The 24930-nt window shown below is 70.9% G+C and carries 27 protein-coding genes and 2 pseudogenes; 12 read left to right on the forward strand and 17 right to left on the reverse strand.

Annotation, left to right across the window (positions count from 1 at the left end; translation table 11 throughout):
* The coding region (locus DQW85_RS14355; protein WP_162794979.1) for a TetR/AcrR family transcriptional regulator at positions 1-378 on the reverse strand (378 nt) is incomplete at its 3' end.
* Between the two features lie 65 nt (positions 379-443).
* On the opposite strand from DQW85_RS14355, the gene DQW85_RS45845 reads away from it, so the two are divergent.
* Positions 444-2363 carry a right-handed parallel beta-helix repeat-containing protein gene (locus DQW85_RS45845; RefSeq protein WP_205315121.1) on the forward strand — a complete coding sequence of 640 codons (1920 nt, stop codon included), beginning with the start codon at positions 444-446 and terminating at the stop codon, positions 2361-2363.
* Positions 2364-2639: 276 nt separating this feature from the next.
* On the opposite strand, the gene DQW85_RS14370 is transcribed toward DQW85_RS45845, so the two are convergent.
* On the reverse strand, positions 2640-3158 hold the full coding sequence (locus tag DQW85_RS14370; RefSeq protein ID WP_205315122.1) for a hypothetical protein: 519 nt from the start codon (positions 3156-3158) through the stop codon (positions 2640-2642).
* Positions 3159-3340: 182 nt separating this feature from the next.
* Between DQW85_RS14370 and DQW85_RS14375 the strand changes: the two genes are divergently transcribed.
* The 4 genes from DQW85_RS14375 to DQW85_RS14385 all read left to right on the forward strand — a co-directional run bounded on the left by DQW85_RS14375 (position 3341) and on the right by DQW85_RS14385 (position 4791).
* The gene (locus tag DQW85_RS14375) at positions 3341-4099 is read left to right on the forward strand and encodes a Clp protease N-terminal domain-containing protein (protein WP_113700813.1); all 759 of its coding nucleotides are present in this window, start codon (positions 3341-3343) and stop codon (positions 4097-4099) included.
* A 4-nt stretch (positions 4100-4103) separates the two neighbouring features.
* Entirely contained in the window at positions 4104-4250 is a 147-nt protein-coding gene (locus DQW85_RS44465) for a hypothetical protein (protein WP_162794980.1), read from the forward strand.
* A 79-nt stretch (positions 4251-4329) separates the two neighbouring features.
* Positions 4330-4539: a DUF4236 domain-containing protein gene (locus DQW85_RS14380; RefSeq protein ID WP_113700814.1), complete on the forward strand. Its 210-nt coding sequence runs from the start codon at positions 4330-4332 to the stop codon at positions 4537-4539.
* Between the two features lie 63 nt (positions 4540-4602).
* The gene (locus DQW85_RS14385) at positions 4603-4791 is read left to right on the forward strand and encodes a DUF4236 domain-containing protein (protein WP_113700815.1); all 189 of its coding nucleotides are present in this window, start codon (positions 4603-4605) and stop codon (positions 4789-4791) included.
* A gap of 260 nt (positions 4792-5051) precedes the next feature.
* Here DQW85_RS14385 and DQW85_RS14390 read toward each other — a convergent pair whose 3' ends face one another.
* The gene (locus tag DQW85_RS14390) at positions 5052-5462 is read right to left on the reverse strand and encodes a carboxymuconolactone decarboxylase family protein (protein WP_205315123.1); all 411 of its coding nucleotides are present in this window, start codon (positions 5460-5462) and stop codon (positions 5052-5054) included.
* A 46-nt stretch (positions 5463-5508) separates the two neighbouring features.
* On the opposite strand from DQW85_RS14390, the pseudogene DQW85_RS14395 reads away from it, so the two are divergent.
* The 3 genes and pseudogenes from DQW85_RS14395 to DQW85_RS14405 form a co-directional block, all read left to right on the forward strand.
* Positions 5509-5901, forward strand: a pseudogene (locus DQW85_RS14395) (response regulator transcription factor); the annotation flags it as partial.
* A gap of 49 nt (positions 5902-5950) precedes the next feature.
* A complete protein-coding gene (locus DQW85_RS14400; RefSeq protein ID WP_338043383.1) occupies positions 5951-6742 on the forward strand; it encodes a TetR/AcrR family transcriptional regulator C-terminal domain-containing protein in 792 nt (263 codons plus the stop codon).
* A 176-nt stretch (positions 6743-6918) separates the two neighbouring features.
* Entirely contained in the window at positions 6919-8010 is a 1092-nt protein-coding gene (locus tag DQW85_RS14405) for a methyltransferase domain-containing protein (protein ID WP_205315124.1), read from the forward strand.
* A gap of 169 nt (positions 8011-8179) precedes the next feature.
* Here the strand turns inward: DQW85_RS14405 and DQW85_RS14410 are convergent, their stop codons facing one another.
* The 9 genes from DQW85_RS14410 to DQW85_RS44475 all read right to left on the reverse strand — a co-directional run bounded on the left by DQW85_RS14410 (position 8180) and on the right by DQW85_RS44475 (position 16413).
* Positions 8180-9715 (reverse strand): AMP-binding protein, encoded by a 1536-nt coding sequence (locus DQW85_RS14410; RefSeq protein WP_113700817.1) that lies wholly within the window; start codon positions 9713-9715, stop codon positions 8180-8182.
* A 9-nt stretch (positions 9716-9724) separates the two neighbouring features.
* Positions 9725-11170 carry an aldehyde dehydrogenase gene (locus DQW85_RS14415; protein ID WP_113700818.1) on the reverse strand — a complete coding sequence of 482 codons (1446 nt, stop codon included), beginning with the start codon at positions 11168-11170 and terminating at the stop codon, positions 9725-9727.
* 37 nt (positions 11171-11207) lie between these two features.
* A complete protein-coding gene (locus DQW85_RS14420; RefSeq protein WP_162794981.1) occupies positions 11208-12722 on the reverse strand; it encodes a helix-turn-helix domain-containing protein in 1515 nt (504 codons plus the stop codon).
* A gap of 2 nt (positions 12723-12724) precedes the next feature.
* Entirely contained in the window at positions 12725-12886 is a 162-nt protein-coding gene (locus tag DQW85_RS44470) for a hypothetical protein (protein ID WP_162794982.1), read from the reverse strand.
* Between the two features lie 2 nt (positions 12887-12888).
* The gene (locus DQW85_RS14425; RefSeq protein ID WP_338043384.1) at positions 12889-13653 is read right to left on the reverse strand and encodes an SDR family oxidoreductase; all 765 of its coding nucleotides are present in this window, start codon (positions 13651-13653) and stop codon (positions 12889-12891) included.
* Positions 13654-13825: 172 nt separating this feature from the next.
* Complete coding sequence (gene fabG, locus DQW85_RS14430) at positions 13826-14578, reverse strand: 3-oxoacyl-ACP reductase FabG (protein ID WP_113700821.1); 753 nt, start codon at positions 14576-14578, stop codon at positions 13826-13828.
* A complete protein-coding gene (locus DQW85_RS14435) occupies positions 14575-15552 on the reverse strand; it encodes a phosphotransferase family protein (protein ID WP_113700822.1) in 978 nt (325 codons plus the stop codon). The genes fabG and DQW85_RS14435 overlap by 4 nt, the downstream gene beginning before the upstream one ends.
* Positions 15545-16276, reverse strand: coding sequence for an SDR family oxidoreductase (locus tag DQW85_RS14440; RefSeq protein WP_113700823.1), 732 nt, complete (start codon positions 16274-16276; stop codon positions 15545-15547). Before DQW85_RS14440 ends, DQW85_RS14435 begins: the two co-directional genes overlap by 8 nt.
* Positions 16273-16413, reverse strand: a complete 141-nt coding sequence (locus DQW85_RS44475) for a hypothetical protein (RefSeq protein ID WP_162794983.1) — start codon at positions 16411-16413, stop codon at positions 16273-16275. Before DQW85_RS44475 ends, DQW85_RS14440 begins: the two co-directional genes overlap by 4 nt.
* Before the next feature lie 55 nt (positions 16414-16468).
* Between DQW85_RS44475 and DQW85_RS14445 the strand changes: the two genes are divergently transcribed.
* Positions 16469-17959, forward strand: coding sequence for a carboxylesterase/lipase family protein (locus tag DQW85_RS14445; RefSeq protein WP_113700824.1), 1491 nt, complete (start codon positions 16469-16471; stop codon positions 17957-17959).
* Positions 17960-18098: 139 nt separating this feature from the next.
* On the opposite strand, the gene DQW85_RS14450 is transcribed toward DQW85_RS14445, so the two are convergent.
* Positions 18099-18482: a DUF4180 domain-containing protein gene (locus DQW85_RS14450; RefSeq protein WP_113700825.1), complete on the reverse strand. Its 384-nt coding sequence runs from the start codon at positions 18480-18482 to the stop codon at positions 18099-18101.
* A gap of 92 nt (positions 18483-18574) precedes the next feature.
* Here DQW85_RS14450 and DQW85_RS14455 point away from each other — a divergent pair, with 92 nt between their 5' ends.
* Positions 18575-19795: an RNA-guided endonuclease InsQ/TnpB family protein gene (locus tag DQW85_RS14455; protein ID WP_205315125.1), complete on the forward strand. Its 1221-nt coding sequence runs from the start codon at positions 18575-18577 to the stop codon at positions 19793-19795.
* A 44-nt stretch (positions 19796-19839) separates the two neighbouring features.
* Here DQW85_RS14455 and DQW85_RS14460 read toward each other — a convergent pair whose 3' ends face one another.
* Positions 19840-20238, reverse strand: coding sequence for a helix-turn-helix domain-containing protein (locus DQW85_RS14460; RefSeq protein WP_205315126.1), 399 nt, complete (start codon positions 20236-20238; stop codon positions 19840-19842).
* Between the two features lie 60 nt (positions 20239-20298).
* Positions 20299-20955, reverse strand: coding sequence for a thermonuclease family protein (locus DQW85_RS46835; RefSeq protein ID WP_113700827.1), 657 nt, complete (start codon positions 20953-20955; stop codon positions 20299-20301).
* Between the two features lie 123 nt (positions 20956-21078).
* On the opposite strand from DQW85_RS46835, the gene add reads away from it, so the two are divergent.
* The gene (gene add / locus DQW85_RS14470; protein ID WP_113700828.1) at positions 21079-22020 is read left to right on the forward strand and encodes an adenosine deaminase; all 942 of its coding nucleotides are present in this window, start codon (positions 21079-21081) and stop codon (positions 22018-22020) included.
* Between the two features lie 96 nt (positions 22021-22116).
* On the opposite strand, the gene DQW85_RS14475 is transcribed toward add, so the two are convergent.
* Together DQW85_RS14475 and DQW85_RS14480 are read right to left on the reverse strand one after the other, a co-directional pair.
* Positions 22117-23313: a winged helix DNA-binding domain-containing protein gene (locus DQW85_RS14475; RefSeq protein WP_113700834.1), complete on the reverse strand. Its 1197-nt coding sequence runs from the start codon at positions 23311-23313 to the stop codon at positions 22117-22119.
* Between the two features lie 137 nt (positions 23314-23450).
* Positions 23451-24353 (reverse strand): annotated as a pseudogene (locus tag DQW85_RS14480) (RNA polymerase sigma factor); the annotation flags it as partial.
* A 183-nt stretch (positions 24354-24536) separates the two neighbouring features.
* On the opposite strand from DQW85_RS14480, the gene DQW85_RS14485 reads away from it, so the two are divergent.
* Positions 24537-24930 (forward strand): TetR/AcrR family transcriptional regulator (locus DQW85_RS14485; protein ID WP_113700830.1); only part of this gene is annotated, 394 nt, incomplete at its 3' end.

The raw sequence follows: 24930 nt of genomic DNA on the forward strand, positions 1-24930 counted from the left end.
GTGGCGCTTGCGCAGCTCCCACCCCGCCCGGGCGCCCGCCTCCAGCCGCGCCCGCCACCCGCCCGCGGGCCCGCCCGCCTCGGAGTCCTCCCTCATGGCCGGGAGCGACCCGGCCGCCTCCGCCATCACCGCGTCGGACATCAGGTCCACGAGCTGGTCGCGGCCCGGGACGTGCCGGTAGAGCGACATGGTGGTGAAGCCGAGCCGCTCGGCCACCTTCCGCATCGACAACCCCGCGAGGCCCTCGGCGTCGGCCAGCTCCACCGCCACGCGCACGATCCTGCCCAGGCTCAGCCCCTGTCTCGGCTCCTCGCCGCCGTCCTGCCGCCACAGCAGCTCCACCCCGTGGTCGGGATCTCCCGCCTTGCCTCGCGCCATTTCGCCTCCTTGGTTTATGGTATACACCTCGTGTACGCCATAAACACGACGGGAGTGGAGTTTTCATGACCGAACTATTCGTCGCCCCCGATGGAGACGACGCCGGACCCGGCACGCGGGAGCGCCCGTTCGCCACGCTCGACCGCGCCAGACACGCGGCCCGTACGCTCAGCGGCGGGATCGTCGTCCAGCTGAGGGGCGGCACGCACGTGCTGGCAGAGCCCCTGGAGCTCACCGAGGCCGACTCCGGCCGCGACGGCGACCCGATCGTCTACCAGGCCCACGGGTACGGCACCTCGGACCAGGAGGAGGTCGTCGTCAGCGGCGGCCGGCTGATCACCGGCTGGGAGGAGCGGGACGGCGCCTGGCTGGCCGACGTCGGCGACCTGGACACGCGGCAACTGTACGTCGACGGCCGAAGGGCCGGACGCGCGGCGATCGACACCCTTCCCGGCGACGTCACCATGACCGAGACCGGCTACGTCACGGACAGCGACGCGCCCCTCGGCTGGCGGAGCCCGGCCGACGTCGAGTTCGTCTACCGGGGCGTCTACCCGTGGACCGAAGCCCGCTGCGGCGTCGCCGCCGTCTCGGCCGGAGACACTGCCCGTGACACAGACCGTGACACAGACCGTCACACCACCCGCGACCGCGACACCGGCCGTGAGGCCGACCGTGACGCCGGAGACGCCGACCGTGACGCCGGAGACACCGCAGACGACACGAAGACCGGAGGCGACTTCCGGACCGACTCAGTGATCACCATGGTCCAGCCCGCGTTCGGCCGGGCTCGCGAGCTCTACAACTCCACCTGGGAAGGCCAGACGTCCCGCGGCCCCGGCCTGCCGACCCGCGTCGAGAACGACACCGCCTTCCTCACCGAGCCTGGCACGTTCGTCCTTGACCGTTCGCGACCGGGCCGGCACGTCCTGCGCTACCTGCCCCGTCCGGGCGAGCATCCGGACCGGACCCGGGTGGTGGCGCCCGTTCTGGAGACACTGGTGCGCGCGACCGGCGCCCACGACGTCTCGTTCCGGGGGGTGACCTTCGCCGACGCCACCTGGCTGCGGCCGAGCGGGCCCGACGGGTTCCTCCACTACCACGGGAGCGGCTTCTACATCGGGGGCCCCGTCCAGACGGTCGCGTTCGGCGAGGGAGCCTCGGTGACGGTTCCGGGCGAGTCGATCACGATTCCCGCCTGCGTGGTGTTCGACGGGGTGTCGGGCGTACGCGTCGAGGGCTGCCGTTTCACCCGGCTGGGCGCCACCGGCCTCGGCCTGAACGGCGGCGCGGACGTCACGGTGCGCGGGTGCGACTTCGACACCCTCTCGGCGGGGGCCGTCTCGGTCACCAGCACCCGCTCCACCCTGATCGAGGACAACCTGGTCCACCACGTCGGGCTCGACTACCCCGGCTCCCCCGGCATCGCGCTGCTGGACACGAGCGGCTGCACGGTCGCGCACAACCAGGTGGCCGACGTTCCCCACTGCGGCATCGTCGCCGGTCCCGGGCAGGGCACCCGCATCCTGCGCAACCTCACGACGGGCACGATGGGGGCGCTGGCCGACGGCGGCGGCGTCTACCTCGCGGGCTCGCAGGGCGACTCGTACGAGAGCGGCGCGGTCATCCGGGGCAACGTCATCAAGGACACGCGCACGCCGTACAACTTCGGCCTCTACACCGACTACGGCGCGGCGTGGGTGACGGTCGAGGAGAACGTGGTGGTCCGCGCCGACAGCACCGCCATCCTGCAGGTGTGGCCCCCGCTGGAGAACGTCGTCTACCGGGGCAACTTCTGGGACGCCGACCCGATCGGCGCCGACGACCCGCCGGCGGGCGTCACGTATGAGGGCAACACCACGCTCGCCGGCGAGCGGGAGATCGACGCCGCCACGGCCACCCTCCAGGGACGTGCCGGTCTCCTGCGCAGCCGTCCCACCCGGACCCCGGACGGGCCCTCACCTCTGGCGACCGCCCACTCCTGACGTCCCTCCGGACATGCCTGTGACCGCAGGTCGTGACCAGCGGAGTGCTCAGTGGGGTGCTCAGTGGGGTGCTCAGTGGGGTGCTCAGTGGGGTGCTCAGTGGGGTGCTCAGTGGGGTGCTCGGCCGGGTGCTCGGCGGGGCGCTCGGCGGGGCGCTCGGCCGGGTGCTCGGCGGGGCGCTCGGCCGACAGGCGCGGTCACAGGGCACGTCAGGAGTCAGGACAGAGCGTCCCGCCCGCCCGGGGAAGGGCCCAGGGCGGGCGGGTCAAGGTTCGGTTAGGCGCGCTCTTCAAGGGCGGCCATGGGGCGGGGATCATCGCCTCGTGGTGGTGGCGCCGCGGCGGGCCGCCGGGTCAGCGTGGCCAGGCACAGGAGGAGCGCGCTCTGGGCGAGCATGCCGGGCGCGAGAGGCGGGGTGGTGCCGACGGTCTTGGTGAACGCGTACCACCAGCGGGTGAGCGGTGACAGGGCGTCCCAGGTGGCGGCATACCGCTGGTCGAGCAGGCCCGCGTCGTGGTTGGCGGCCACGTGCGCGTACACGCCGAACATGGCGACGAGCAGCACGACCAGCGCGATGCCCCGGACGACGGAGTCCCTACGCCCCGAGCCGGAGACCTGGAGAGCCAGCCCGAGCGCGAGGGCGGCGAGCGCTCCCCAGGGGATCAGTTGCTGGAAGGTGAACCAGTGGCGTTCGGCGGCGAGTTCGAAGGCGGCGCCGAGGATTCCGAGCGCGACCAGCGCGAGGATGCCGCGGCGGAGGGTCATTACCCCGGCCGCCGTGCGCTTGATCTTCATTGATGTCATCGGCCCGTCCGGTGGGAGGTCTTGGTCCGGTCACCTCAACGCTCGCCCTGCCGTCTCAGACGGATCTGGACAGATCGTGAAAAGGAGCTGAGAAACGACCTATCGATATAACCCCCATGGGGGTACAGTTGGGGGTATCTTCGAGACTCCAGCTGGCTCCGGAGGTCCCTCGCATGCCCAAGATCAATGTCTACCTGCCCGACGACCTGGCCGAAGCGGTCAAGGAGGCCGGGGTGCCCGTGTCCGCGGTCTGCCAGCGTGCCCTGGAGCAGGCAGTACGCCGGATCACTGCCATCCGGCAGACCGCCCTCGCCGATCTCGACCTCGACGAGCCCGCCGGAGCCCTGGCGTACCTGACGGCCCGCACCCGCGCCGTGCTCAAGCTCGCCGTCGAACGAGCCCGCGCCGAGGGCGTGCCCACGGTCGGCACCGGGCATCTGCTCGGCGGCATGCTGGCCGAGGGCACCAACCTGGCCCTGCACGTTTTGCGCGCGGTGGAGGTCGAGCCGCAGGCGGTGGAGCGGCAACTCACCCGCCTGCCCGCCACGGAGGAGGATTCTCCGGAGGCCGGGGACGCGCTGCGGTTCAGCGGCGCGGCCGCCGCCGCCCTTGAACTCGCCGTCACCGAGGCCACGTCACTGGGCCACAACTACGTCGGCTGCGAGCACCTCCTGCTCGGCCTCGCCACCGAGCCCGACGGCACCGCCGGACAGGTGCTGCGCTCGCTGGGGGCGGAGCCACGGCCCACGCGCCGGGCCGTGGTGGCGGCCCTGGCCGGGTACGTCCACCTGCGCGCCCAGACGCGGCAACCCGATCCCGCGACCTCCACCTCCCCGGCCGTGGTGGCCGCGGCGCTCCGCACGGAGCTGCAGCCGCTCCTCCAGCGGATCGAGCGCCTCGAACGACACGCGGGCCTGAACCCCGAAAGCTGACGCCATGACCCCAACCGGCCCACCCCCTCCCAGCACACCCCCTCCCAGCCCACCCCCTACCGGCACACCCGGCGTCCGCACCCACCCGCTGCTCTCCGTGGCCGTCCGCTACGCCGTCCTGATCGCCCTCCTGGCGGCGATCATGGCGTGAACGGCCCCTGACCCCTCAGCGGAACCGCGGCAGGCGCCCGGTCGTTGTCCAGGGAAACCTCGCGCTGCCAAGGAGGGACATGGGCTGGCACTACAGCAAGTCGATCAAGGTGGGACCATTCCGCATCAACCTGTCGCGGCACGGGGTGAGCCACAGCTTCGGAGGCCGGAGGTTCCACGTGACGACCACGCCCGACGGCCGCCGCCACGTGTCCGTACGCCTGCCCGGCGGCTTCCACGTCGGCAAGTCGTTCGGCAGGCGCCGCTACCGCCATTACCGTCATTACTGAACCCGATATATCGCGGCCTTTCCGGGTAGCTGATCCCCGTTCCGAACTCATGGAGGAAAGGCGATGGGCTGGAGCTACCGGAAGTCGATCAAGTTGGGGCCGTTCCGGCTGAACCTGTCGCGAGGCGGCGTCGGCCACAGCTGGGGCAACCGCATCTTCAGGGTCACCCGCAACGCGGACGGCCGCCGAACCCTGTCGGTCAACCTGCCGGGCGGGTTCCACTGGCGCAAGACCACGAGCGGCCGTTCCTGACCTGACAAGCCTGAGGGCCGGAGGCGCACCCCGAGCCTCCGGCCCTCTCGCATGTCCGGCGCTCGCGCGGGCCGCCCGGCGGGGCCGTGTGAGTGGGGCGCGGCGGCGGCCCGGCCGGTCGGGACGGTCCGGTGCGGGCAGTGCTGTGAGGTCGGGCCACCCGGCCAGTGGCGGATGTGTGCCGTCCCACGCCGCCACGCTGTCGAGCTCGTGGGCACGGGCCGCCGGTGTCAGCGTTTCCCCGCCCTGCGTCGCCAGTCTCAGGAGGGTGGCGTACGCGCGTCCGACCGGCGTTCCCGCGGCCCAGTCCGGTTCCGTCCGGGCCCCGGTGTGCCGCCGGCGGCGATGGTCTCGGCCAGGCGGTGCTCGCCGCCCGCGTGCGGGAGGGTGGTGTGGGCCGCGACGCAGAACGGGCACCTGTTGGCCATCGACACGGCGAGCGCGACCACCTCCTTGCCCGTCCTGGGCGCCCGCGCGGCCAGCAGCGACTCGCGGAGCGTGGCCCAGGTCGCGGCGAGCAGGCCCGGGACCGGCGAGAGCGTCATGAAGACCGCCATACGGCGCATCCCGAAGTCGCCGGCGATCTGGTCGTACACCTGGGCGGTACGACCGGTCGCCTCCTCGGGCTCGGCCGGGGTGACATAGCGGAACGGGGTCGGCGTGGGTGGCACTCCTGTCGAGGTCAGGCGGGTGGGATAGGGCGGGCGGCGGCGGCCATCGCGGCGCGCACGTCCCGCCCGTGCGCGGCCTCGGCTACGAGTGCGGGGCGCGGGTGGGTCGCCCGGTTCCAGGCGAGACGGGCGGCTGAGGAGCGTGCACGTGGTGATCCTGACCAACTACGGCCTGGACGAGTACGTCTTCAACGCGCTGCGGGAGGGCGCGGGCGGGTTCATGGTCAAGGACACCGAGCCGGCCGACCTGCTGCAGGGCGTGCGTGTGGCCGCGCACGGCCTGTCCAACGACGAGATCGCCGCCCACATGGTCATCAGCCCGACCACGGCCAAGACTCACGTCAGCCGCGCCATGACCGAGCTCCCCGCCCGCGACCGCGCCCAGCTGGTGGTGCTGGCCTACGAGACCGGTCTGGTCGTCGTCCCACGCGGCCACTGAGCCGCCCAGGCCCGCCCATATCCTTATGGCGTACGGAGATCGTACGGAGATGAGGGGGAGCGCTTTGGTCGTCTTCGCCGGCCAGGGGGACGCGCGGCGTTCCATGGCCCTGCTGTGGCGCACCGCGGGCGCCACCGACGGGCGCCCGGGGCCCAAGCCCGCGCTGACCGTCGGCATGATCGTGGACGCGGCCATCGCGGTCGCCGACGAGCAGGGGATGGCCGCGCTCTCCATGCGGGCCGTGGGCGAGCGGCTCGGCCGCACCGCGATGGCCCTCTACACGTACGTGCCGGGCAAGGGCGAGCTGCTCGACCTCATGTACGACCAGGCGTACGCCGAACTGCCCGCCCGCTACGACCTGGAGGAGGGCTGGCGGGCCGCCGTGACGTCGTGGGCGGAGGACGCCTGCGAGCTCTACCTGCGCCATCCGTGGATGCTGCAGGTGTCGCAGGCGCGGCCGGTGCTCGGCCCCAACGAGTACGCCGTGCTCGACACGCTGCTGCGGCTCCTGCGCGCGACCGGGCTCGGCCGCGACGCGCTGCGGGGGGTCGTGGGGACGCTGTTCCACTTCGTGCGAGGCGCGGCGGCCACGATCGCCGAGTCGCGGGAGGCCGAGTCGGCGACCGGCGTGGGCGACGAGGAGTGGTGGCTCGACCGTGCCGGGCTGCTCAAGGAGGTCGCACCCGACTTCGCCGACCGCTTCCCCGCCGTGGCCTGGCTGGAGAGCGAGCCGTCGCCGCGCCCGGCCGACGCGACCGGGCCCTATCTGGAGTACGCGGCCAGGCGGATGTTCCGCGCCGGGCTCGGCCTCGTCCTCGACGGTGTCGAGACCGCCACCTGAGGGCGAATGCCCTGGTCAGGGCTGTTGTCCGGACGGTCGCGCGGCTAGCGTGGACGGTAGGCGGCCGATGCGCCGCCCCGGCCGGAGTCGCGCCTGATGTGCGTGCTTTTCCCTGGCGGCCGGGCGTACGCGCCGGAGATTCTGGCGGCGCACCATCGTCATCGGGGGAGACATTCATGAACGCCGTGGACATCGACACCGACCGGACCGGCCTGCTCGCCGAGCGCCTGTTCGAGAGCGCCGTGGGGGCGCTCGAACTGTTCTCCGTCTACCTGGGCACCGAGCTGGGCCTCTACCGTGCCCTGAGCGAACACGGCCCGCTGACCGCCCAGGAGCTGAGCGAGCGTGCGGGGATCGCGCCGCGCTACGCCCTCGAGTGGCTGGAGCAGCAGGCGGTCGCCGGGTTCCTGGAGACCGATCCGGATCTGCCCGCGAGCGAGCGCCGCTACCGCCTCGACCCGGCGGACGCCCGCGTCCTGCTGGAGGCCGACGACCCGATGCACGTCGCGCCGTTCGCCCACCTGCTCGCCGGTGTCGGCGGCGTGATCTCCGAGGTGGCGCGGGCGTACCGTTCGGGCGCGGGCGTCCCCTACGAGTCGTACGGCGACGCCTTCCGCTACGGCCAGGGCCACATGAACCGGCCGGCCTTCACCCACGAGCTGCCCACCGAGTGGCTCGACGCCATGCCCGACATCGCCGACCGGCTGCGGACCGCGCGGACACCGCGCGTCGCGGACGTCGGCTGCGGGCAGGGCTGGTCGACCATCGCGATGGCCCGCGCCTTCCCGAACGCCCGGGTGGACGGGGTGGACGTCGACGCCGCCTCGATCGCCGACGCGCGCGCCAACGCCGAGCGGGCCGGGCTCGACGACCGAGTCCGCCTGCTCCAGACCGACGCCTCGCGCCTGTCCGAGACCGGGCCGTACGACCTGGTGACCATCCTGGAGGCGCTGCACGACCTGTCGCGGCCGGTGGAGTTCCTGAGGGCCGCGCGCGCGGCGCTCGCCGAGGACGGCGCCGTCCTGGTCGTGGACGAGCGGGTGGCCGAGCGGTTCACCGCGCCCGGTGACGAGGTGGAGCGGATGATGTACGGCTGGAGCGTCACGCACTGCCTGCCCACCCAGCTCGTCGACCAGCCCTCGGCGGCCACCGGCACCGTGCTGCGAGAGGACACCGTCCGCCGGTACGCCGACGAGGCGGGTTTCTCGACGTGCTCGGTGCTGCCCGTCGAGAACGACTTCTTCCGCCTCTACCGCCTCGACCGCTGACGCCCGCAACGCCCGCCCACTCTCGAGGACATGGCCATCCTAGACGGCTTCCGTGCCTTCTCCTCCGCCGTCAGCGGCGGCCCACACTCCTCGAACGAATACTCAGGGAAGATTCGCGAGCCGGATCGCAGAACCTTCGTGGTGCAGCCCCTGACAGAGCGGTTCGGCATCAGGCGCCGCGCAGTTCCTTCCTGAGAATCTTGCCGCTGGCGGACTTCGGGATGGCGTCGATGAACTCCACGACGCGTACCCGCTTGTGCGGAGCGACCCGGCCGGCGATGTAGGCGAGCACCTCCTCGCTCGTCACTTCGGAGCCGGGAGAGCGCACGACGAAAGCCTTGGGAGCCTCATCGCCCTCCCAGGGGATGCCGATCACCGCCGCGTCCGCGATCTCCGGATGGGTGAGGAGCTCGGCCTCCAGCTCGGCCGGGGCGACCTGGTAGCCCTTGTACTTGATCAACTCCTTCACCCGGTCGACGATCGAGTAGGTCCCGTCGGCGTGGGCGACGGCGACATCCCCGGTGCGGAGCCAGCCGTCGGGAGAGAGCATGCCGGCAGTCGCCTGTGGCTGGTTCAAGTAGCCCTTCATTACCTGAGGACCTCGGATCAGCAGCTCGCCGGGGGTATCGAAGATCGATACATCCTCACCGGCGGCGACGTCGACGAGGCGCGCCTCGGTGTTCGGGACCAGTTTGCCGACCGTGCCGTACGGCGTGGCCGGCTCGGAGTACGACGCGGCGTGGCTGACCGGGGAGAGCTCGGTCATGCCGTACCCCTGCTGAACCAGAACGCCCAGCCGCGAGGCGGCAGCCGCGGCCAGGTCGGCGTCAAGCGGCGCCGCCCCGCTGAAGAGCAGCTTGAGCGAGGACAGGTCGAAGTCGGAGACGATGGGGTGCTTGGCCATGGCCAGGATGACAGGCGGGGCCACGAAGGCCTTGGTGATGCGGTGGTTCTGCAGCGTGGCGAGGAACTGGGTCAGGTCGAAGCGCGGCAGGGTGACGACGGTGGAGCCCGTAACGAGGCTCGAGGTCATCACCACCACCATGCCGTAAATGTGGAAGAACGGCAGGATCGCGACGAGCTTGTCCTCTGGTGTGTTCTGCAGCAACGGCCGGATCTGGGCGAGATTGGCCACTAGGTGGCGATGGGTGAGCATGACCCCCTTGGGCAACCCGGTTGTGCCGCTCGAATACGGCAGGACCGCCACGTCGGAGGCAGGGTCGAACCCGACGGATGGAGCCGGATGCCCGGCTGCCAGCAGTTCCTGGACGGTGTGCTCGTCGAGGATCTCGGTGACTCCCGCCTCCTTGGCGGCGGGAGCCGCGCGGTCCATGAAGGTCGAGACGGTGACGAGGATCTTCGCTCCGGCGTCGGTGAGCTGGTGGCCGATCTCCCTCGGCGTGTAGAGGGCGTTGACGGTGGTCACGGTCGCGCCGGCCATGATCGCACCGAAGAAGACGATCGGGTAGAGCGTCGAGTTGGGACTGAAGATCGCGACCACGTCTCCTTTCGCGATGCCGCGGGCGGCGAAGGCTCCCGCCATCGCCGCGATCGACTCGGCGAGTGAGGCGTAGGAGTACTCCGCACCGTTGATGCCGTCCACAAGGGCGGTGGCGGAGCCGTGGGTCGAGATCTGATCGAGGACGTAGTCATGGACGGTGACGTCGGGGATCTCGACGTCCGGATGGGTACTGGTGAAGGACATGCGACGGCCTCAGACGTAGATGGACTTGAGCTCGAGGTAGCCGGCGAGCCCTTCCGGGCCGAGCTCCCGGCCCAGGCCGCTGGCCTTGACACCACCGAAGGGAGAGCCAGGGTCGGGCAGGTAGCGGTTGACTCCGATCGTTCCGGTCCGCACCTGCCTGGCGATCTCGGCTCCCCGTGCGGAGTCCGCGGTCCAGACGGTGCCGCCGAGGCCGTACTCGGAGTCGTTGGCGATACGGACGGCGTCGTCGTCGTCGGTGTAGGGAATGATCGACAGCACCGGTCCGAAGATCTCCTCCTGGGCGATGGTAGAGCGGTTGTCAACGTCGGCGAAGACTGTCGGCTGGACGAACCAGCCCCTGTCGAGGTGCTCGGGACGGCCGCCGCCGACGGTCACTCTGGCGCCTTCGGCCAGCCCCTTGGCGATGTAGGACTCGACCCGTGCCCGGTGGGAGGCGGTGGCCATGGGCCCGATCTGGGTGGCCGGGTCGAGCGCGTCCCCCACCGCCAGCGAGGAGACCAGCGCGGAGAACGCATCCACGACCTCGTCGTAACGTGATCGCGGTGCCAGCACCCGCGTCCCGGCGAAGCAGGTCTGACCGTTGTTGACCAGGCAGGCGACGAACAAGGCTGAGCCGATCCTGGTCAGGTCGAGGTCGGCGTCGTCGAGCACGATGGCTGCCGACTTGCCGCCCAGTTCGAGACTGACCGGCCGCAGCAACCGCCCGCAGACCTCGCCGATGGCGCGGCCGGCGGCGGTCGAACCGGTGAAGGCGACCTTGTCGATCCCGGGATGCCGCACCAGGTAGGCGCCGACCTCTCGACCGGCGGGGACGATGTTGACGACGCCCGGGGGAAGGCCGGCGGCCAGGACGGCGTCGGCCAGCAGGTAGGCGTCCAGCACCGTCTCCGGGGAAGGCTTGAGCACCATGGTGCAGCCGGCGGCCAGGGCGGGGCCGAGTTTCCAGGCGGCGAGGGCCTGCGGGTAGTTCCACGGCACGATGGCCGCGACCACACCGACCGGGCTGCGCTGGATCACCGCATCGCCCATCCCCAAGAACCCCGGACGCGGCTCCTCGAAGGCGGTCGAGCGGGCCAGGTCAGCGTAGTAGCGCAGGACGGCGGTGGGGAATCCCACCTCGAACTGCAGCGAGATCCCCAGCGGCATGCCGTTCTGGCTGCTGACCCGCGGGGCGATGTCGTCCCTCCGCTTGTCCAGTTCGTCGGCCAGGCGCTCGAGGGCGGCGGCGCGCTGCTCGGCCGAGTAGCCGCCCCAGCCCTGCCGGTCTTCGAACGCCCGGCGAGCGGCGGCGACCGCCGCGTCGACGTCGGCTGCCGCGCCTTCGGGCACCTCGCCGATGACCTCTTCGGTGCTCGCGTTGAGGACGGTTATGCGCCCGCTGCCGGACGGCTTCGCCCACGTGCCGTCGATCAGGAATGTCTCGTAGTCCACCATGGCGCCATCGTGGACGCGGGCCGCACACCTCGACTGTTCAGATTTTGAACACCTTCATCCGGCTGTAGAGAGTGGTCCGGCTGATCCCGAGCAGCCGCGCGGCACGCGCCTTGTTGCCTCCCGCGGAACGTAGCGCCTGGGTGATCGCGGCGTGCTCGGCTCGCTCCAGTGCCGTGAGCCGCCGGGAACGCGGGCAGTCGCGGTGGCCCGGAGGCAGGTCGGCCGCGGTGATGTCACCGGTACCGCGTCGCTGGAGGACCAGCTCCACGACGGCGGCCAGTTCTCGGAGGTTGCCCGGCCAGTCCTGGGCGGCCAGCACCGACAGGGCCGCCGGCGTGAAGCGCACGTTCCTGCCGCCGGTCATGGCTGCGACCAGGCCGGGGATCTCGTGAGCGCGCTCGCGCAAGGGCGACAACTCCAGCCGGTAGGGGCAGAGTGCCAGCAGTTCAGCGTGTTCCCGCACTCGAGTGCCTGTCAGGGCCACTCTTCCTACCGCGGTGTCGAGGATGCGTGCGGCGCGGAGCGCCACGGCGGGCGGAAGGAGTTGGACGTCCTCCACCCCGAGCAGCCCGGGGTGAGTCGCGGCGAGCGCGCGCAACCGGTCGAGCCAGGTCGTCACGTCGCTCATTGCGTCGATTGCTTCCACGACCACCAGATCGTCGCCGCCCGCCAGCTCGCGCAGCCTCGTAGTGCGCCCGGTACCGGGTTCGCCGGTGATCAGCACGCGGGAGGCGGTCCACCCAGGTGCGGAGGGGCGAGCGAGCGGTTCGCGGAGCTCACAGAGCACGGCGGAGGTCTGCTCGATCGCGGTCAGCTCCGCCATCACCTGCTTGCCGTACCGCAAGTGGACTGTCCGAGACGCGGGCAGTCCGCGGAGCATGGCGTAGTCGGCGGCCTCCAGCAGTTCGGTCGCGGCGGCATTGGCCAGCGTGACATCCTCGCCCAGCACAAGCACGGGCCGTCCGGTACGCGCCGCGGCGCGGAAAGCCGCCAGCATGCGGCGTTCGCGCTCGCCGGCGGCGTCCGCCAGCTCCCGCTCCAGGTCCATGACCACGCGCCCGAGCAGGGGCGCCAAGGCGATCGAGTCATCTTCGGCGAAGCCGACCAGGCTCAGGCTGCCCTGCAGGCGGCGTGTCACAGGGTCGCGGATCGGCCGGCCGTAACAGCTGAAGATCCGCAACGATTCCAGATAGTGCTCGTCACCTCGTACGGCGACGCCCCGACCCAGCTCGTGGACGGTGGCGACCGAGTTGGTTCCGCTCGTCTTCTCAGTCAGTTGGCGCCCGAGCATCGCCCCGGCCTGCTCCAGCCGGTCGAGCAGGCCCGGGTGCGGGCAACGGACGTCGGTGAGGCAGGCCCGCCGGTCGGCAAGGACCACCGCCAGCCGTGCGCCGCCCAGGTCCTCCATCAGATGGTCCAGGATCGGTGCGGCGAGGGTGACCAGCCGCCCGTGGGAATCGACCTCCTTCAGCGCGAGCTCGTGCAGGGAAGCGGATGGATCACAGCCATCCATCGCCGAGCGCTTCCACGAGAACGCGATATCCGGCCGCATCGTCAGCCGTCCCTGACGAGACCTTGCGCGACCGTGATGAGCTCGGCGGCCTGGGCCAAGGGCCGGTCCGTCATGGACCGGCAACGCAGGCCCGGACCGGCGGGACCGGCCTGCGGCCGCAGGACACGCAGGATCTCCGTCTGGAGCGCTTCCGGGCTCGGCATGGTCAGGACACCTTCGCCTGCAGGCGGCGCATTCCGGCCAGCCAGCGGTCATAGTCACTCGCCTTGCGCCGGAAGAACTCCAGCACTTCCGGATGCGGGAGGATGAGGAAACGCTCCTCCTCGACGGCCGCGAGCACGTGCGCGGCCACCTGCTCAGGTTCCAGTACGGCTCCCGCCGCCCGCACGGCCTGCGCGCCCATGTGGCCGTCACCGAGCATGGCGGTGTTGACGCCCATCGGGCACAGGCAGCTCACCCGCACACCACGGTCGCCGTAGGTGACCGAGAGCCACTCGGCGAAGGCCACGGCCGCGTGCTTGGTGACGGAGTAGGGCGCCGATCCGATCTGCGTCAGCAAGCCCGCCGCCGAGGCCGTGGAGACGAAGTAGCCTTCGCCTCTTTCCAGCCAGCGAGGGACGAGCAGGCGAGCGGCCCTGACGTGAGCAAGTACATTCACATCGAGGGCCAGCGCCCACTCGGCGTCGTCCTCGGCCAGTCCGTCACCCACACCGACGCCGGCGTTGGCGAAGAACAGGTCGACCGGTCCGATCCCCTTCTCCGTCCGGGCGATGAGGTCGGCCAGCTCGGCGGCAGAGCTGACATCGGCGCCGACTCCTAGGAGCGCGCCGCTGCTCTCGGCCGCGGCCTCGGCGTGTGCATGGTCGAGGTCGGCGATGACGACGCGAGCGCCCGCGGTCACGAGCCGGGCGGCGAGCGCGGCGCCGATACCCCCGGCGCCACCGGTAACAATGGCAGTCCGTCCGGACATCTTCATGATATGAACCCGTCTTCACATTCGTGTCAATGGGGCGGGACAGTCCCACCTGCTCCGCGGTCGCCGTGAACGAGCCGGTGGCATTTCGCACGGGTGTCCGAGGCATGGGTGGCGCGGTGGAGGTTGTAGTGGTCGTTCCGCACGAGCGAGACGACGACCGCCTCTCTCATGTCGTCGGTCCGCCCGCCACGTAGATGACCTGCCCGGAGACGAAGCCGGCCGCCTCGCTGACGAGGAAGGAGGCGGTGTGTGCCACGTCCTCCGGCAGCCCGGACCGGCCCACGGGGATGCGGGCGATCACCGCACTGCGGAAGTCCTCCCATTCCACGCCCATCCGCTGGGCGGTCGCCCGGGTCATCTCGGTCTCGATGAAGCCTGGCGCGATGGCATTGGCGGTGATGCCGAACTTGCCCAACTCGATCGCGAGGGTCTTGGTGAAGCCCTGCAGACCGGCCTTGGCCGCCGAGTAGTTCACCTGTCCCCTGCTTCCCAGTGCCGAGGTGCTGGACAGGTTGACGATCCGGCCGAAACCTGCCTGGACCATGTACTGCTGGGCGGCACGTGACATCAGGAACGCGCCTCGCAGGTGCACGTTCATCACCGTGTCCCAGTCCTCGACGGTCATCTTGAACATCAGGTCGTCGCGGATGATCCCGGCGTTGTTCACCAGGACCGTCGGCGCGCCGAGACGCTCTGCCACCGCCGCCACCGCGCGAGCCACCGCCTGCTCGTCGGACACGTCCGCGCCGATCGCGGCGGCCTTGCCGCCCGCGTCCACGATCTCCTCTACCGTGGACGCGCAGGCGCTCTCTTCCAGGTCGACCACTGCTACGGCCAGGCCGTCGGCGGCCAGCCGCCGGGCTATGGCGGCGCCGATGCCGCGCGCCGCGCCGGTCACGATTGCCGTGCGTTCCGTCATGTGTGTTCCTCCAGGATTTCGGCGGCCCGGTCCACCAGCAGCTCGATCTGAGCGGGCGTGGGGGTGCCGGAGGCCGCGGCGTTGCGCGGCTCGTCGAGAGCTCTGCGCAGCACGCCCTCGCCGATGATCGCGATTTTCCAGAGCCCGAGCGCGTGCCAGAAACCGATGGTCTCGGCTGATCTGCCGGTCTGTTCGAGGTAGGCCCTGACCAGCTCGTCCCTGCTGGGAAAGCCGGGCAGGACCGAAGGAGCGAAGTCGCCGACGACGTTCTCGCCCGGCTCGGGCCAGTAGGCGAGGAGGCTGCCCACGTCGGCGAGCGGGTCGCCGAGGGTGCACAGCTCCCAGTCCAGTGCAGCGGCGACACTCTCTCCCGAGATGATCACATTGCGCAGGTGGAAGTCTCCGTGTACGAGAGTCAGCTCGCGCTGCTCCGGCGCCGCTTCGCGGAGCCGGGCGGTCAGCTCGTCCAGCGCGGGCAAGTCACGGGTCTTGGACTCCCCCCACTGGATTGACCAGCGTTTGAGCTGACGCTGCGCGTAGGGCTTGTGGCTGGCGAGGTTGACGAGGCCGGTCGAGTCCAGATCCACGGCGTGAATCTGCGCCAGGGTCCGTACAAGCGACAGCCCGATCCTGTGGCGGCGTTGCGAAGCGAGGGAGTGCGCCACCTCCATCGTGTCGATCACCAGCCCGCCGACGTACTCCATGAGCACCAGCTGCTCGGTGTAGCCGTACACTCTGGGCACGGGGACACCTCGGAGCGCGGCGAGGATGCGCGCCTCGCGTGCCACGTCGTGTGCGGAGGCGAGCAGCCGTCCCAGCGGCGGTCGCCGCAGGACCCACTGCCGCTGAGCTGCGTCGGTGAGGCGGAAGGTGAGGTTGGACTGGCCCAGCCCGATCCGGTCCCAGCGCAGCGGCTCGTCGACCGCCAACCCCAGCGAGCGGATCCACGCCGCCAGCTCTGCCTGGTCAAACATCTCGTAGTAGCGCCCCGCCGTCGAGCACCAGCGTCTGTCCCGTGATCCAAGAGGCGGCGTCGGAGGCGAGGAAGGCGACGGCTGGACCGATGTCCTCCGGCTCACCGATACGTCCCAGCGGGTAGACGGTGGTGAGCTGCTCCTCGTGGTCTCGCCAGAGCCCTTCGGCCAGACGGGTGCGCACGACGGCCGGGGCGATGGAGTTCACTCGCACCTTGGGCGCGAGCTCCAGCGCCAGTTGCTTGGTGACGTGGATCAGCGCGGCCTTGGTGGCGTTGTAGACGCCGAGATCGCGACCGGGGGCGATGCCTCCGACCGAGGCGACGTTGACGACCGCGCCGCCGTGCTCGCCCATCCAGTGCTGCACGGCAAGCGCCGTCCACCTGATCGGCGCCCACAGATTGATCTCGAATGTCTTGGCGAACCGCGGCTGGTCGATGTCGATGAGCGGGCCGTGGGCAGGGTTGGTGCCGGCGTTGTTGACCAGGATGTCCAGGCTGCCGAAGCGCTCCAGGGCGAACTCGACGCAGCCGCGGGCGGCCTCCTCGTCGGCCACGTGCGCGCCGTATCCGACCGCCGTGCCCTTGACCTGGGCAGCAGCGGCTTCGGCTGACTCCTGCTTGCGTGCGGTGAGCACCACGTTGACGCCGCCGGCCGCCAGCGACTGGGCGATGGCCAGGCCGATGCCGCGGGACGCTCCGGTCACTATCGCTGTGCGGCTCACCTGGCCCTCCGGTGCTTGCCCAGCTCGCGCAGCGCGATCGGCGGGGTGAAAGCGTCGTACGCCTCGCTCTTAGCCAGGACGACGGCGGGCCCATTCCCGTGCGCGTAGACGCGGAGCTCGATGCCGTTGGTCGTCACCTGCCGAGGGGTTAGCTGGTGCCACATGAGATCCAATTCCCAAGACTAGAGTTCAATGGACACCATACCTACCGGTCGGTATCTTGCCCAGTACTCACATGGCGCCGCCTCGCTCACCGCCGCGCTCCCACCCGCCGACCTGGTGCGGACAGACAACGGCGTGGTGCGTGGCCAGGTACTGCCCGACCACCGCGCCTTCCGCGGCATCCCCTATGCCGCGCCACCCACAGGTGAGCTGCGGTGGCGGTCTCCGCGACCGGCCAGACCGTGGTCCGGGATCTACGACGCCACCTTCCCCCGCAGCCAGTGCGCGCAGCTGGCACCCGCATACGGAGGCCAGACGACCTTCTCCGAGAACTGCCTCCATCTCAACGTCTTCACCCCGCGCCGGACGCGCTCCGGCCTGCCGGTCATGCTGTGGATTCACGGCGGAGCCGACGTCAACGGCAACGGCGCGGCGTACCTGGCAGCGCCGTTGGCCGTGAAGGGCGACGCCATTGTGGTGACGATCAACTACCGTCTGGGCGCGATCGGCTGGCTCGCCTATCCGGGCCTCGCCGGCTCGGGCAACTACGGCCTGCTCGACCAGCAGGCGGCCATGCGGTGGGTGCGTGACAACATCGCGGCCTTCGGCGGCGACCCGGGAAACGTGACGCTGTTCGGTGAATCTGCCGGAGCCGCGAACATCTGCGCCAACCTCGCCTCGCCAAAAGCCGCCGGACTGTTCCACAAGGCCATCCCCCAGAGCTACAGCTGCGCCGCGCCCACCCGCGATGTGCCAGGAGCGCAGGCGGACGGCCGGCGTCTGGCCCAGGCCGTGGGCTGTGCCGATGTGGCCTGCCTGCGTTCACGTCCGGTCCAGACCCTGCTGGAGGCTTGGCGGACGCTCGGGCTGAACCCCTACTCGGTGGCGGGCGGCACGGATGGAGTGCTGCCGCTGGCCCCGCGGGCAGCGCTGGAGAGCGGCCGATTCGCCCACGTGCCGGTCATGCACGGCAACACGCTGGACGAGATGCGGCTGTTCCTGTCCCAGCCGATCACCGTCGAGCAGTACGAGGCGCGGGTCCGCCAGATGTTCGGCGCCAGAGCCGACCGGGTTCTGACCGAGTACCCTGCCGACGCGTATCCCGAGCCTCGCCATGCGCTCGCCACCCTCGCGACCGACTACCCCGGCGGCGCCCTCTCGACGTGCTTGCACCTCGACGCGCTGGCGCTGTTCCGGCGGGCCGGCGTGCCGGTCTACGCGTACCAGTTCGCCGACCGCGCCGCGCCACCGCTGATCGACGTGCTCGGTTTCGACGAGGGCGCCGAACACGCCACGGAGCTGAGCTTCATCTTCCCCGGCCTGCTCGGTCGCCTCTCCCCGGAGCAGGAGCGGCTCTCTGACGCCATGATCGGCTACTGGTCATCGTTCGCGCGCAAGGGCCGCCCGGAAACCGGGCACGCTCCCCGCTGGCGGCCTTTCCACTCCTCTGCCGACGTGCTCCGGCTCGCTCCGGGCCGGCACAGGATCCAGCCAACTGACACAGCCGTGCCGAGCAAGTGAGCCTTCTGGAGGGAGTTGACATCATGAACCGGATCAAACCCCGGTACCCCACGCCGCACGCAACCTGGCGATCTTGCTGGCGAAGTCAGGCCGGACCCGGCGCCTGCCAGGAGTTCGGGGGCACGGCCCGGCATCCCGGCTACGGCCCCTGGTGATCGGACCTGCGACGGAGCCGCTCGGCCAGTTCGTCCGCGTCCTCGACGAACCACACGTGGCCGCCCCTGTTGGCCTCGTACACCCACGCCCGGAAGGCCGAACTCGCGGCGGTGTGGCGCGAGACGTCGCCGACGACGGCCAGCCCGAGGCGGTAGTTGGTGAACTTCTGCACCATCTCCCCCGCCACCCCCGTCGGCAGCCGGTAGAAGTCGTCGTGCAGCCGCCGCGCGGGAACCGCCACCCAGGCGGCTCCCTGCCCGCGGGCCTCGGCGATCAGGTCGAGGGCGTCGTCCGCACCGCGCAACTGCTCGCCGTCCGGCTCGCAGGCCAGTACCTTCGGCTCCACGCGCTCGTCGGGTGCCCGCATGCTCACCGAGCACCTACAGGCTGGAGGCCCCGTCCTTCGGGGCGGGGAGGAAAGCCGGAACGGTCGGACACGTTGGTCTCCCGGTTTTGTCGGTGTTGATCGGTAGGTTGATCGGCGTGTCCCGCTACCGGCTTTCCCCCACGCCTGCCCAGGAGCAGGTGCTGGCCGAGCATTGCGGGCACGCCCGGTTCGTGTGGAACCTCGCCATTGAGCAGCACGCGCACTGGAAGCCGGGACGTAAGAGCGGGCCGGGGTTCGCCGAACAGTGCCGCCAGTTGACGCAGGCGCGGGCGGAGTTCGAGTGGCTGCGCGGCGGGTCGATCGTTGTCCAGCAGCAGGCGTTGAAGGACTTCGCCCAGGCTATGGCCAACTTCTTCGGCAAGGCCCACCGCAAGCCGACGTGGCGCAAGCGCGGGCAGGGCGAGGGGTTTCGGATCGTCGCGGTCAAGGCGGGCGACGTGCGCCGCGTCTCCCGCAACGTGGGCGAGGTGAGGGTTGCGAAGGTCGGCTGGGTTCGCTTCCGCTGGTCCCGCGCCGTGCCCGGGGGCGTGAAGTCTTACCGGATCACCCGTGATCATGCGGGTCGCTGGCACGTGGCGTTCGCCGCCATCCCACAGCCGATCCCCGCGCCGAAAACCGGCGAGGTCGTCGGTGTGGACCGGGGCGTCGCCGTGTCGGCCGCGCTGTCCACCGGCGAACTGCTGGTCGTGCCGACCCTGCGAGACATGGAGAAGGCGCGGCTGCTGCGGCTGCTGCGCAAACTGGCCAGGGCCAAGCGCGGCTCGAACCGGCGAAGCAAGGTCAAGCAAGCGATCGCGAAGCTGAAGGCGCGCGAGACGAACCGGCGCAAGGACTGGGTGGAGAAGACCAGCACCGACCTGGCCCGCCGTTTCGATGTGATCGCCGTCGAAGACCTGAAGGTCGGCTATATGACCCGGTCGGCGAAGGGCACCCTCGAGGCACCCGGCCGCAATGTCCGGCAGAAGGCAGGTCTGAACCGGGGCATCCTCGCCGCCGGGTGGGGGCTGCTGGTGAGGCGGCTGGAGCACAAGGCTCCCGGCCGTGTCTGGAAGATCGACCCGCGTTACACGTCGCAGACCTGCAACGCCTGCAAGCACACGGCCAGGGAGAGCCGCGAGAGCCAAGCCCTCTTCCTGTGCGTCGCTTGCGGGTGGCGAGACAACGCCGACATCAACGCGGCGAAGAACATCAGAGACACCGCCGTGGGGCACACGGTGGCCGCGCGGGGAGGCGCGCCATCGGGCGGGCCCGTGAACCGCGAACCTCAACGCGACCTCCTCCTTGTGGGGTAGTTGCCGTTGGAATCCCCCGCCTTCACTTCAGGCGAGGGAGGATGTCAATCCTTGGTCAGGGCGTCGATGATCCTGAACAGCCGGGCGCCGGTCTCCAGATCGCCCAGGATGACGATCTTGAGCCGGGCGCGGTCCGGGTCGTACACCGTCTCGACCCGCACCCCGTGCCGTCCGCTCGCGAGGGAGGCCATGAGCATGGTGGCCAGCCGGTCCATCGCGGCCCGGTCGATGCCGTCGATCTGGACGATGCTGGACGCCTCGACCTGGCGCTCCGGCGTCGGCGTCTCGGGCTGCCCGGTGAACGCCTCGAGGTCCCGGCGGGCGATCCGGTACTGCCTGCCGATCCTGGACGCCTTCAGCCGCCCGTCGCGCACGTACGCGCGGACGGTCTTGACGTGCAGGCCGAGCCGTAGCGCCACCTGCTCCACGGTGTATTGCTCCATGACCTTCCTCATTATGCCCTTACTGGCGGAAGGTCACGACACAATAGGGTAGACACGCACCTACCGTTCGCAGACCACGCCGTCGCCGTCGCGGTCCTGGTACCACGCGTACTCCGGGTCCCTGCCGCGCGTGTACGGCCCGTATCCGGCGGCGTTGGCCTCACCGCACGTGCGGAAGCGTGGATCGTTCCCCGTGGGCGCGGTGCCGGCTCCGTCGCACTTGCCGGACCAGATCCGGAGTCTCTCCCGTTGCGCCCTGGCCTGCTCGGCGCGCATCACCTTGATGTACCGGTCGTTCGGCCGGAACAGGACGGCCTTGCCGTACCCGTAGCGGACCAGGTGGCGGTTCACGTGCACGCCCTTGCCGTTGAACGCGTAGAACAGCCAGCGGCCGTACCTGTCGCGCGGCTCCTTGTCCGCGAGCAGGTAAGCGGTCTTCCCGACCGGGAGGAGCGCCTTGGTCCGCGCGGTGGCCGTCCTGTACCAGCACCGGCCGCGCTCGGGGGTGTCCACCTCGAGGAGGCGCACGCGCATCGTCCTGCCGCCCCGCCGGACGTCGACCGTGTCGCCGTCCACGATCTTCACGATCTTGGCCGCGACGGCGCCCTTGGGGACCCCGGCGGGGGCGGCCGTCGCGCCGGCCGGGAGGGTCATGACGGCCGGCAGCAGGGCCGCCACCGCGAGTGTCCCGGCGGCGAGGGTCGGGCGTAAGCGCATGATGTGTCTCCTGGGGAGATGGATGTCAACGGAGTGGACGCGCGGCCCCCTGGGGCGGTGCACCGCTTTAGCGGGACAAAACGTGGTGCGTTCCCCGCCGGGAGCTGTCTAGGGTTCGGGTTCGTGAGGGACATCGCCGCGCTGCCAAAGGCTCACCTGCACGTTCACCTGGAGAGCACCGTACGCCCGCGGACCGTGCGGGAGCTGGGCGGGCCGCCCGAGCCGGAGGGACCGTTCCGGAGCTTCCAGGAGTTCGCCGACCAGCGGGCGCGGGTGCGGGAGCGCCTGGTGACGGCGGCGCACTTCCGGCGGGTGGCGCTGGAGTTCTGCGAGGACGAGGCGGCTCAGGGCACCCGCTACGCGGAGGTCACGTTCACCGCGGCCTCGCACGGCGAGCGGGTCGGGTCGCCGGAGATGCCGCTGGAGGCCGTGCTGGACGGGCTCGCCGAGGGCTCGGCGCGGTACGGGATCGAGTGCCGGGTGCTGCTCGACCACTCGCGGCGGCGGCCGGTCGAACGGCTCCGGCTGACGCTGAAGCTCGCCCTCCGCCATGATCGAGTGATCGGCATCGGGCTTGCGGGCGACGAGAGCCATCCGCTGGCGCCGTTCGCCGAGGTGCTGGACGCGGCCCGCGAGGCCGGGTTGCGCCTGGTGCACCACGCGGGCGAGACGGCCGGCGCGGCCAGCATCCGGGAGGCGCTCGGGCCGGGGCACGCCGACCGGCTCGGCCACGGCATCCGCGTCCTGGACGACGAGGGGCTGGTCGCTGAGGTGCGGGAGCGCCGGATCCCGCTCGAGGTGTGCCCCACCTCGAACGTGCTGCTCGGGCTCGTGCCCTCGCTGCGCGAGCACCCGCTGCCGCGCCTGCGCGCGGCCGGTCTGGTCGTCACTGTCAACACCGACGGGGAGACGGCACTGGCCGAGGAGTACGCCCGGCTGCGCGAGGTCTTCGGGTACGGGGACCCGGACCTGGCCGCCCTGGCCGCGGCCTCGATCGACGCCTCCTTCGCCCCGGACGGCCTCAAGGCCCGGATGCGGGCGGGGGTGGAGGACTGGCTCCGCTGACCCTCGACGTTCAAGGCGTCAGGGCGTCGGGGCGTCAGGGGGGTCGGGGCGTCCGGGCCCGGCATCCGGCCCACGCGTGCGGCCCAGGTGTGGTGGTCAGGCGTGGGGGCCGACGGTGACGGGGCCGAGGGTGAGCTCCGGCCTGCCCTCCAGGATCTCGCCCACGCGCGCCACCTGGTCGTCCAGCTCGCCGCGCTGGGCGCGGGTGAGCGGGCGCAGCGCCTCGACCGTGACGTGGATCCGCCGGCCGGAGCGGCGCTGGTGCCATACGCCGGCCACCTCGCCGTCCACCAGCAGCACCGGGAAGTTGCCCGCCTGGCCTCCGGCCAGCGCCCGTTCGGCCGCCGCGCCGGGGAAGAGCAGGTCGCGCGGTCTCCCGGCCACCACGTAGGCGTCGAAGTACGGCAGGAGCCGCACCCCTTCGGGCGGGGCGGAGGGCGTCGCCGTGTCACCCGCCACGACCCAGGCCGGGCGGCCCTCGAACAGGACCTGCTCCAGCTCCGCCGAGCCGTTCTCGAACAGCCGCGCCGCCCAGGAGCGCGGCGCCCCCAGCCAAAGGGCGAACTGCCCGGGAGTGGCGGGCCCGTAGGCCGTCAGGTAGCGCCGCAGCAACTCCCCGGCACCCCCTCCCGGCGACACCCCGCTCGGGACCGGGGCGGCCGGTGTGAGGGAGGTCGGCGGGCCGGTGTAGGTGACCTTGCGGCTCCGGACCTGGCCGAAGACGAACGCGCCGCGGTGCGCCGCCACCGCCATGGCCTGGCGCCAGCGCGGCCACATCGTCTGGAACGCCGGCATGACCAGGTCCCCCGCCCACGGCCCCGTGGCGGCGACCACGGCCTCGGTCAGCTCGTCGATCGTCAGCTCCCGCCCGGCGACCGCCTCGCGGACGGCCTCGACCACCTGCCCGGTCTGCTCCGGAGTCATCCTGATGCCCTCCGGCATGGCGTTGTGCCCGGGCGGCAGCCGCGACAGCGCGTCCACCCACATGGGCAGGTCGCGAGAGGGCAGCACGTGGACGGTGCCGCGCGGCCCGTACGTCTTGACGAGGGTCCGATCCTCCCACAGGGCTTCCCGCACGGCCGTCCTGGTGACGCCGTCCAGCCGCAGCGCGACGGACAGCTCGGCGGCCGAGATCACCTGCGCGTGCGCACCGCACATGGCGGCGACGGCGCCCGCCGGCGCGCCGACCACCGCCGGCACCCCGTCTTCTGCCGGCACCCCGTCTCCTGCGGGCAGCGGCGCGGCCAGGCCCTGACGCTCCAGGCGCCTGGCGCTGACCTGAGGCCACGACATCCCGATCACATCGCCCTCCTTCGTGGTTCGACGGCCACGCTAGAAGGCAATGCGGCACGGTTCGTTCCGTGTTCGGCCGCGTCGTTCCGTGTTCGGCCGCGTCATTCCGGGTTCGGCCGCGTTGGCCGCTCGTCCCGTCAGACGAGGTAGTCGCGCAGGGCCATCGCCCTCGACGGGTGTCGGAGCTTGGACATGGTCTTGGCCTCGATCTGGCGGATCCGCTCGCGGGTGACGCCGTAGACCTTGCCGATCTCGTCCAGGGTCATCGGCTTGCCGTCCGTGAGCCCGTACCTCATGGAGATCACGCCCGCCTCGCGCTCGCTGAGCTCCCCCAGCAGGGCGCGGAGCTGCTGCTGCAGCAGCGTGAAGGACACGGCGTCGGCGGGGGAGACGGCCTCGGTGTCCTCGATGAGGTCGCCGAACTCGCTGTCACCCGTCTCTCCGAGGGGGGTGTGCAGGGAGATCGGCTCGCGCCCGTACGCCTGGACCTCCACGACCTTGTCGGCGGGGAGGTCGGTCTCGGCGCCGATCTCCTCGGGTGTGGGCTCGCGGCCCAGGTCGGACTGGAGGCGCCGCTGGGCGCGGGCCACCTTGTTGATCAGCTCGACCATGTGGACCGGGATCCGGATCGTACGCGCCTGGTCGGCCATGGCCCTGGTGATGGCCTGCTTGATCCACCAGGTGGCGTAGGTGGAGAACTTGAACCCGAGCCGGTAGTCGAACTTCTCGATGGTGCGGATGAGGCCCAGGTTGCCTTCCTGGATGAGGTCGAGGAAGAGCATGCCCCGGCCGGTGTAGCGCTTGGCGATGGAGACGACCAGCCGCAGGTTGGCCTCCAGCATGCGCTGCTTGGCGCGGGCCCCGTCGACGGCGATCCACTCCAGGTCGGCGCGGAGGTCGTCGGCCAGGTCGTCCTCGGTCTCGAGCCGTTCCTGGGCGAACAGCCCCGCCTCGATGCGCTTGGCGAGGTCGATCTCCTGCTCGGCCGAGAGCAGCGGGACGCGCCCGATCTCCTTCAGGTAGGCCTTGACCGAGTCCGCGCCGCCCACCGCGGATTCGGTGACGTCGTCCAGGTCGAGAACCACTGCTGCTTGCGACAAGACACTCTCCTCGCTCGGATCCTACGAAGCTAAACTTAGGCCCGACATAACATTAGGTCGGCACTCAATGAGAGTCAACCTAAAAGAAGGTCGAACCTAAATTTGTGTGGGAGACTGGGACCTATGAGCATCGACACCGTGGGCTTGAGAGAACAGAAGAAGCGAGAGACCAGGCAGGCCATCTCCGACCACGCTACCCAACTGTTCCTGGAGCGTGGGTTCGACAGGACCACCATCGCCGACATCGCGGCTGCCGCGCGCGTGGCGAAGATGACCGTCACCAACTACTTCCCCCGCAAGGAGGACCTAGCCCTCGACCACCACGAGGAGTTCGTGGCGAGCCTCGCCGCGACGGTGGCGGAACGGCTCCCGGGCGAGTCGGCGCTGGCGGCGCTGCGGCGCGCCCACCTGGAGGCGGTACGGCGGCGCGACCCGGTCGCCGGCTTCACCGGGCCGCGGTTCGCGCGCATGGTGGCCGGGAGCCCCACCCTCGTGGCCCGCGTGCGCGACCTGCACG

Source organism: Nonomuraea lactucae, assembly GCF_003313395.1.
Lineage (GTDB): Bacteria > Actinomycetota > Actinomycetes > Streptosporangiales > Streptosporangiaceae > Nonomuraea > Nonomuraea lactucae.

Bases quoted from the DNA above. Each gene is read 5' to 3' on its own strand.
- DQW85_RS45845 (WP_205315121.1), top strand. From the start codon at position 444: ATGACCGAACTATTCGTCGCCCCCGATGGAGACGACGCCGGACCCGGC.
- DQW85_RS14370 (WP_205315122.1), bottom strand. From the start codon at position 3,158: ATGAAGATCAAGCGCACGGCGGCCGGGGTAATGACCCTCCGCCGCGGC.
- DQW85_RS14375 (WP_113700813.1), top strand. From the start codon at position 3,341: ATGCCCAAGATCAATGTCTACCTGCCCGACGACCTGGCCGAAGCGGTC.
- DQW85_RS44465 (WP_162794980.1), top strand. From the start codon at position 4,104: ATGACCCCAACCGGCCCACCCCCTCCCAGCACACCCCCTCCCAGCCCA.
- DQW85_RS14380 (WP_113700814.1), top strand. From the start codon at position 4,330: ATGGGCTGGCACTACAGCAAGTCGATCAAGGTGGGACCATTCCGCATC.
- DQW85_RS14385 (WP_113700815.1), top strand. From the start codon at position 4,603: ATGGGCTGGAGCTACCGGAAGTCGATCAAGTTGGGGCCGTTCCGGCTG.
- DQW85_RS14400 (WP_338043383.1), top strand. From the start codon at position 5,951: ATGAGGGGGAGCGCTTTGGTCGTCTTCGCCGGCCAGGGGGACGCGCGG.
- DQW85_RS14405 (WP_205315124.1), top strand. From the start codon at position 6,919: ATGAACGCCGTGGACATCGACACCGACCGGACCGGCCTGCTCGCCGAG.
- DQW85_RS14410 (WP_113700817.1), bottom strand. From the start codon at position 9,715: ATGTCCTTCACCAGTACCCATCCGGACGTCGAGATCCCCGACGTCACC.
- DQW85_RS14415 (WP_113700818.1), bottom strand. From the start codon at position 11,170: ATGGTGGACTACGAGACATTCCTGATCGACGGCACGTGGGCGAAGCCG.
- DQW85_RS14420 (WP_162794981.1), bottom strand. From the start codon at position 12,722: ATGCGGCCGGATATCGCGTTCTCGTGGAAGCGCTCGGCGATGGATGGC.
- DQW85_RS44470 (WP_162794982.1), bottom strand. From the start codon at position 12,886: ATGCCGAGCCCGGAAGCGCTCCAGACGGAGATCCTGCGTGTCCTGCGG.
- DQW85_RS14425 (WP_338043384.1), bottom strand. From the start codon at position 13,653: ATGTCCGGACGGACTGCCATTGTTACCGGTGGCGCCGGGGGTATCGGC.
- fabG (WP_113700821.1), bottom strand. From the start codon at position 14,578: ATGACGGAACGCACGGCAATCGTGACCGGCGCGGCGCGCGGCATCGGC.
- DQW85_RS14435 (WP_113700822.1), bottom strand. From the start codon at position 15,552: ATGTTTGACCAGGCAGAGCTGGCGGCGTGGATCCGCTCGCTGGGGTTG.
- DQW85_RS14445 (WP_113700824.1), top strand. From the start codon at position 16,469: ATGGACACCATACCTACCGGTCGGTATCTTGCCCAGTACTCACATGGC.
- DQW85_RS14450 (WP_113700825.1), bottom strand. From the start codon at position 18,482: ATGCGGGCACCCGACGAGCGCGTGGAGCCGAAGGTACTGGCCTGCGAG.
- DQW85_RS14460 (WP_205315126.1), bottom strand. From the start codon at position 20,238: ATGGAGCAATACACCGTGGAGCAGGTGGCGCTACGGCTCGGCCTGCAC.
- DQW85_RS46835 (WP_113700827.1), bottom strand. From the start codon at position 20,955: ATGCGCTTACGCCCGACCCTCGCCGCCGGGACACTCGCGGTGGCGGCC.
- DQW85_RS14475 (WP_113700834.1), bottom strand. From the start codon at position 23,313: ATGTCGTGGCCTCAGGTCAGCGCCAGGCGCCTGGAGCGTCAGGGCCTG.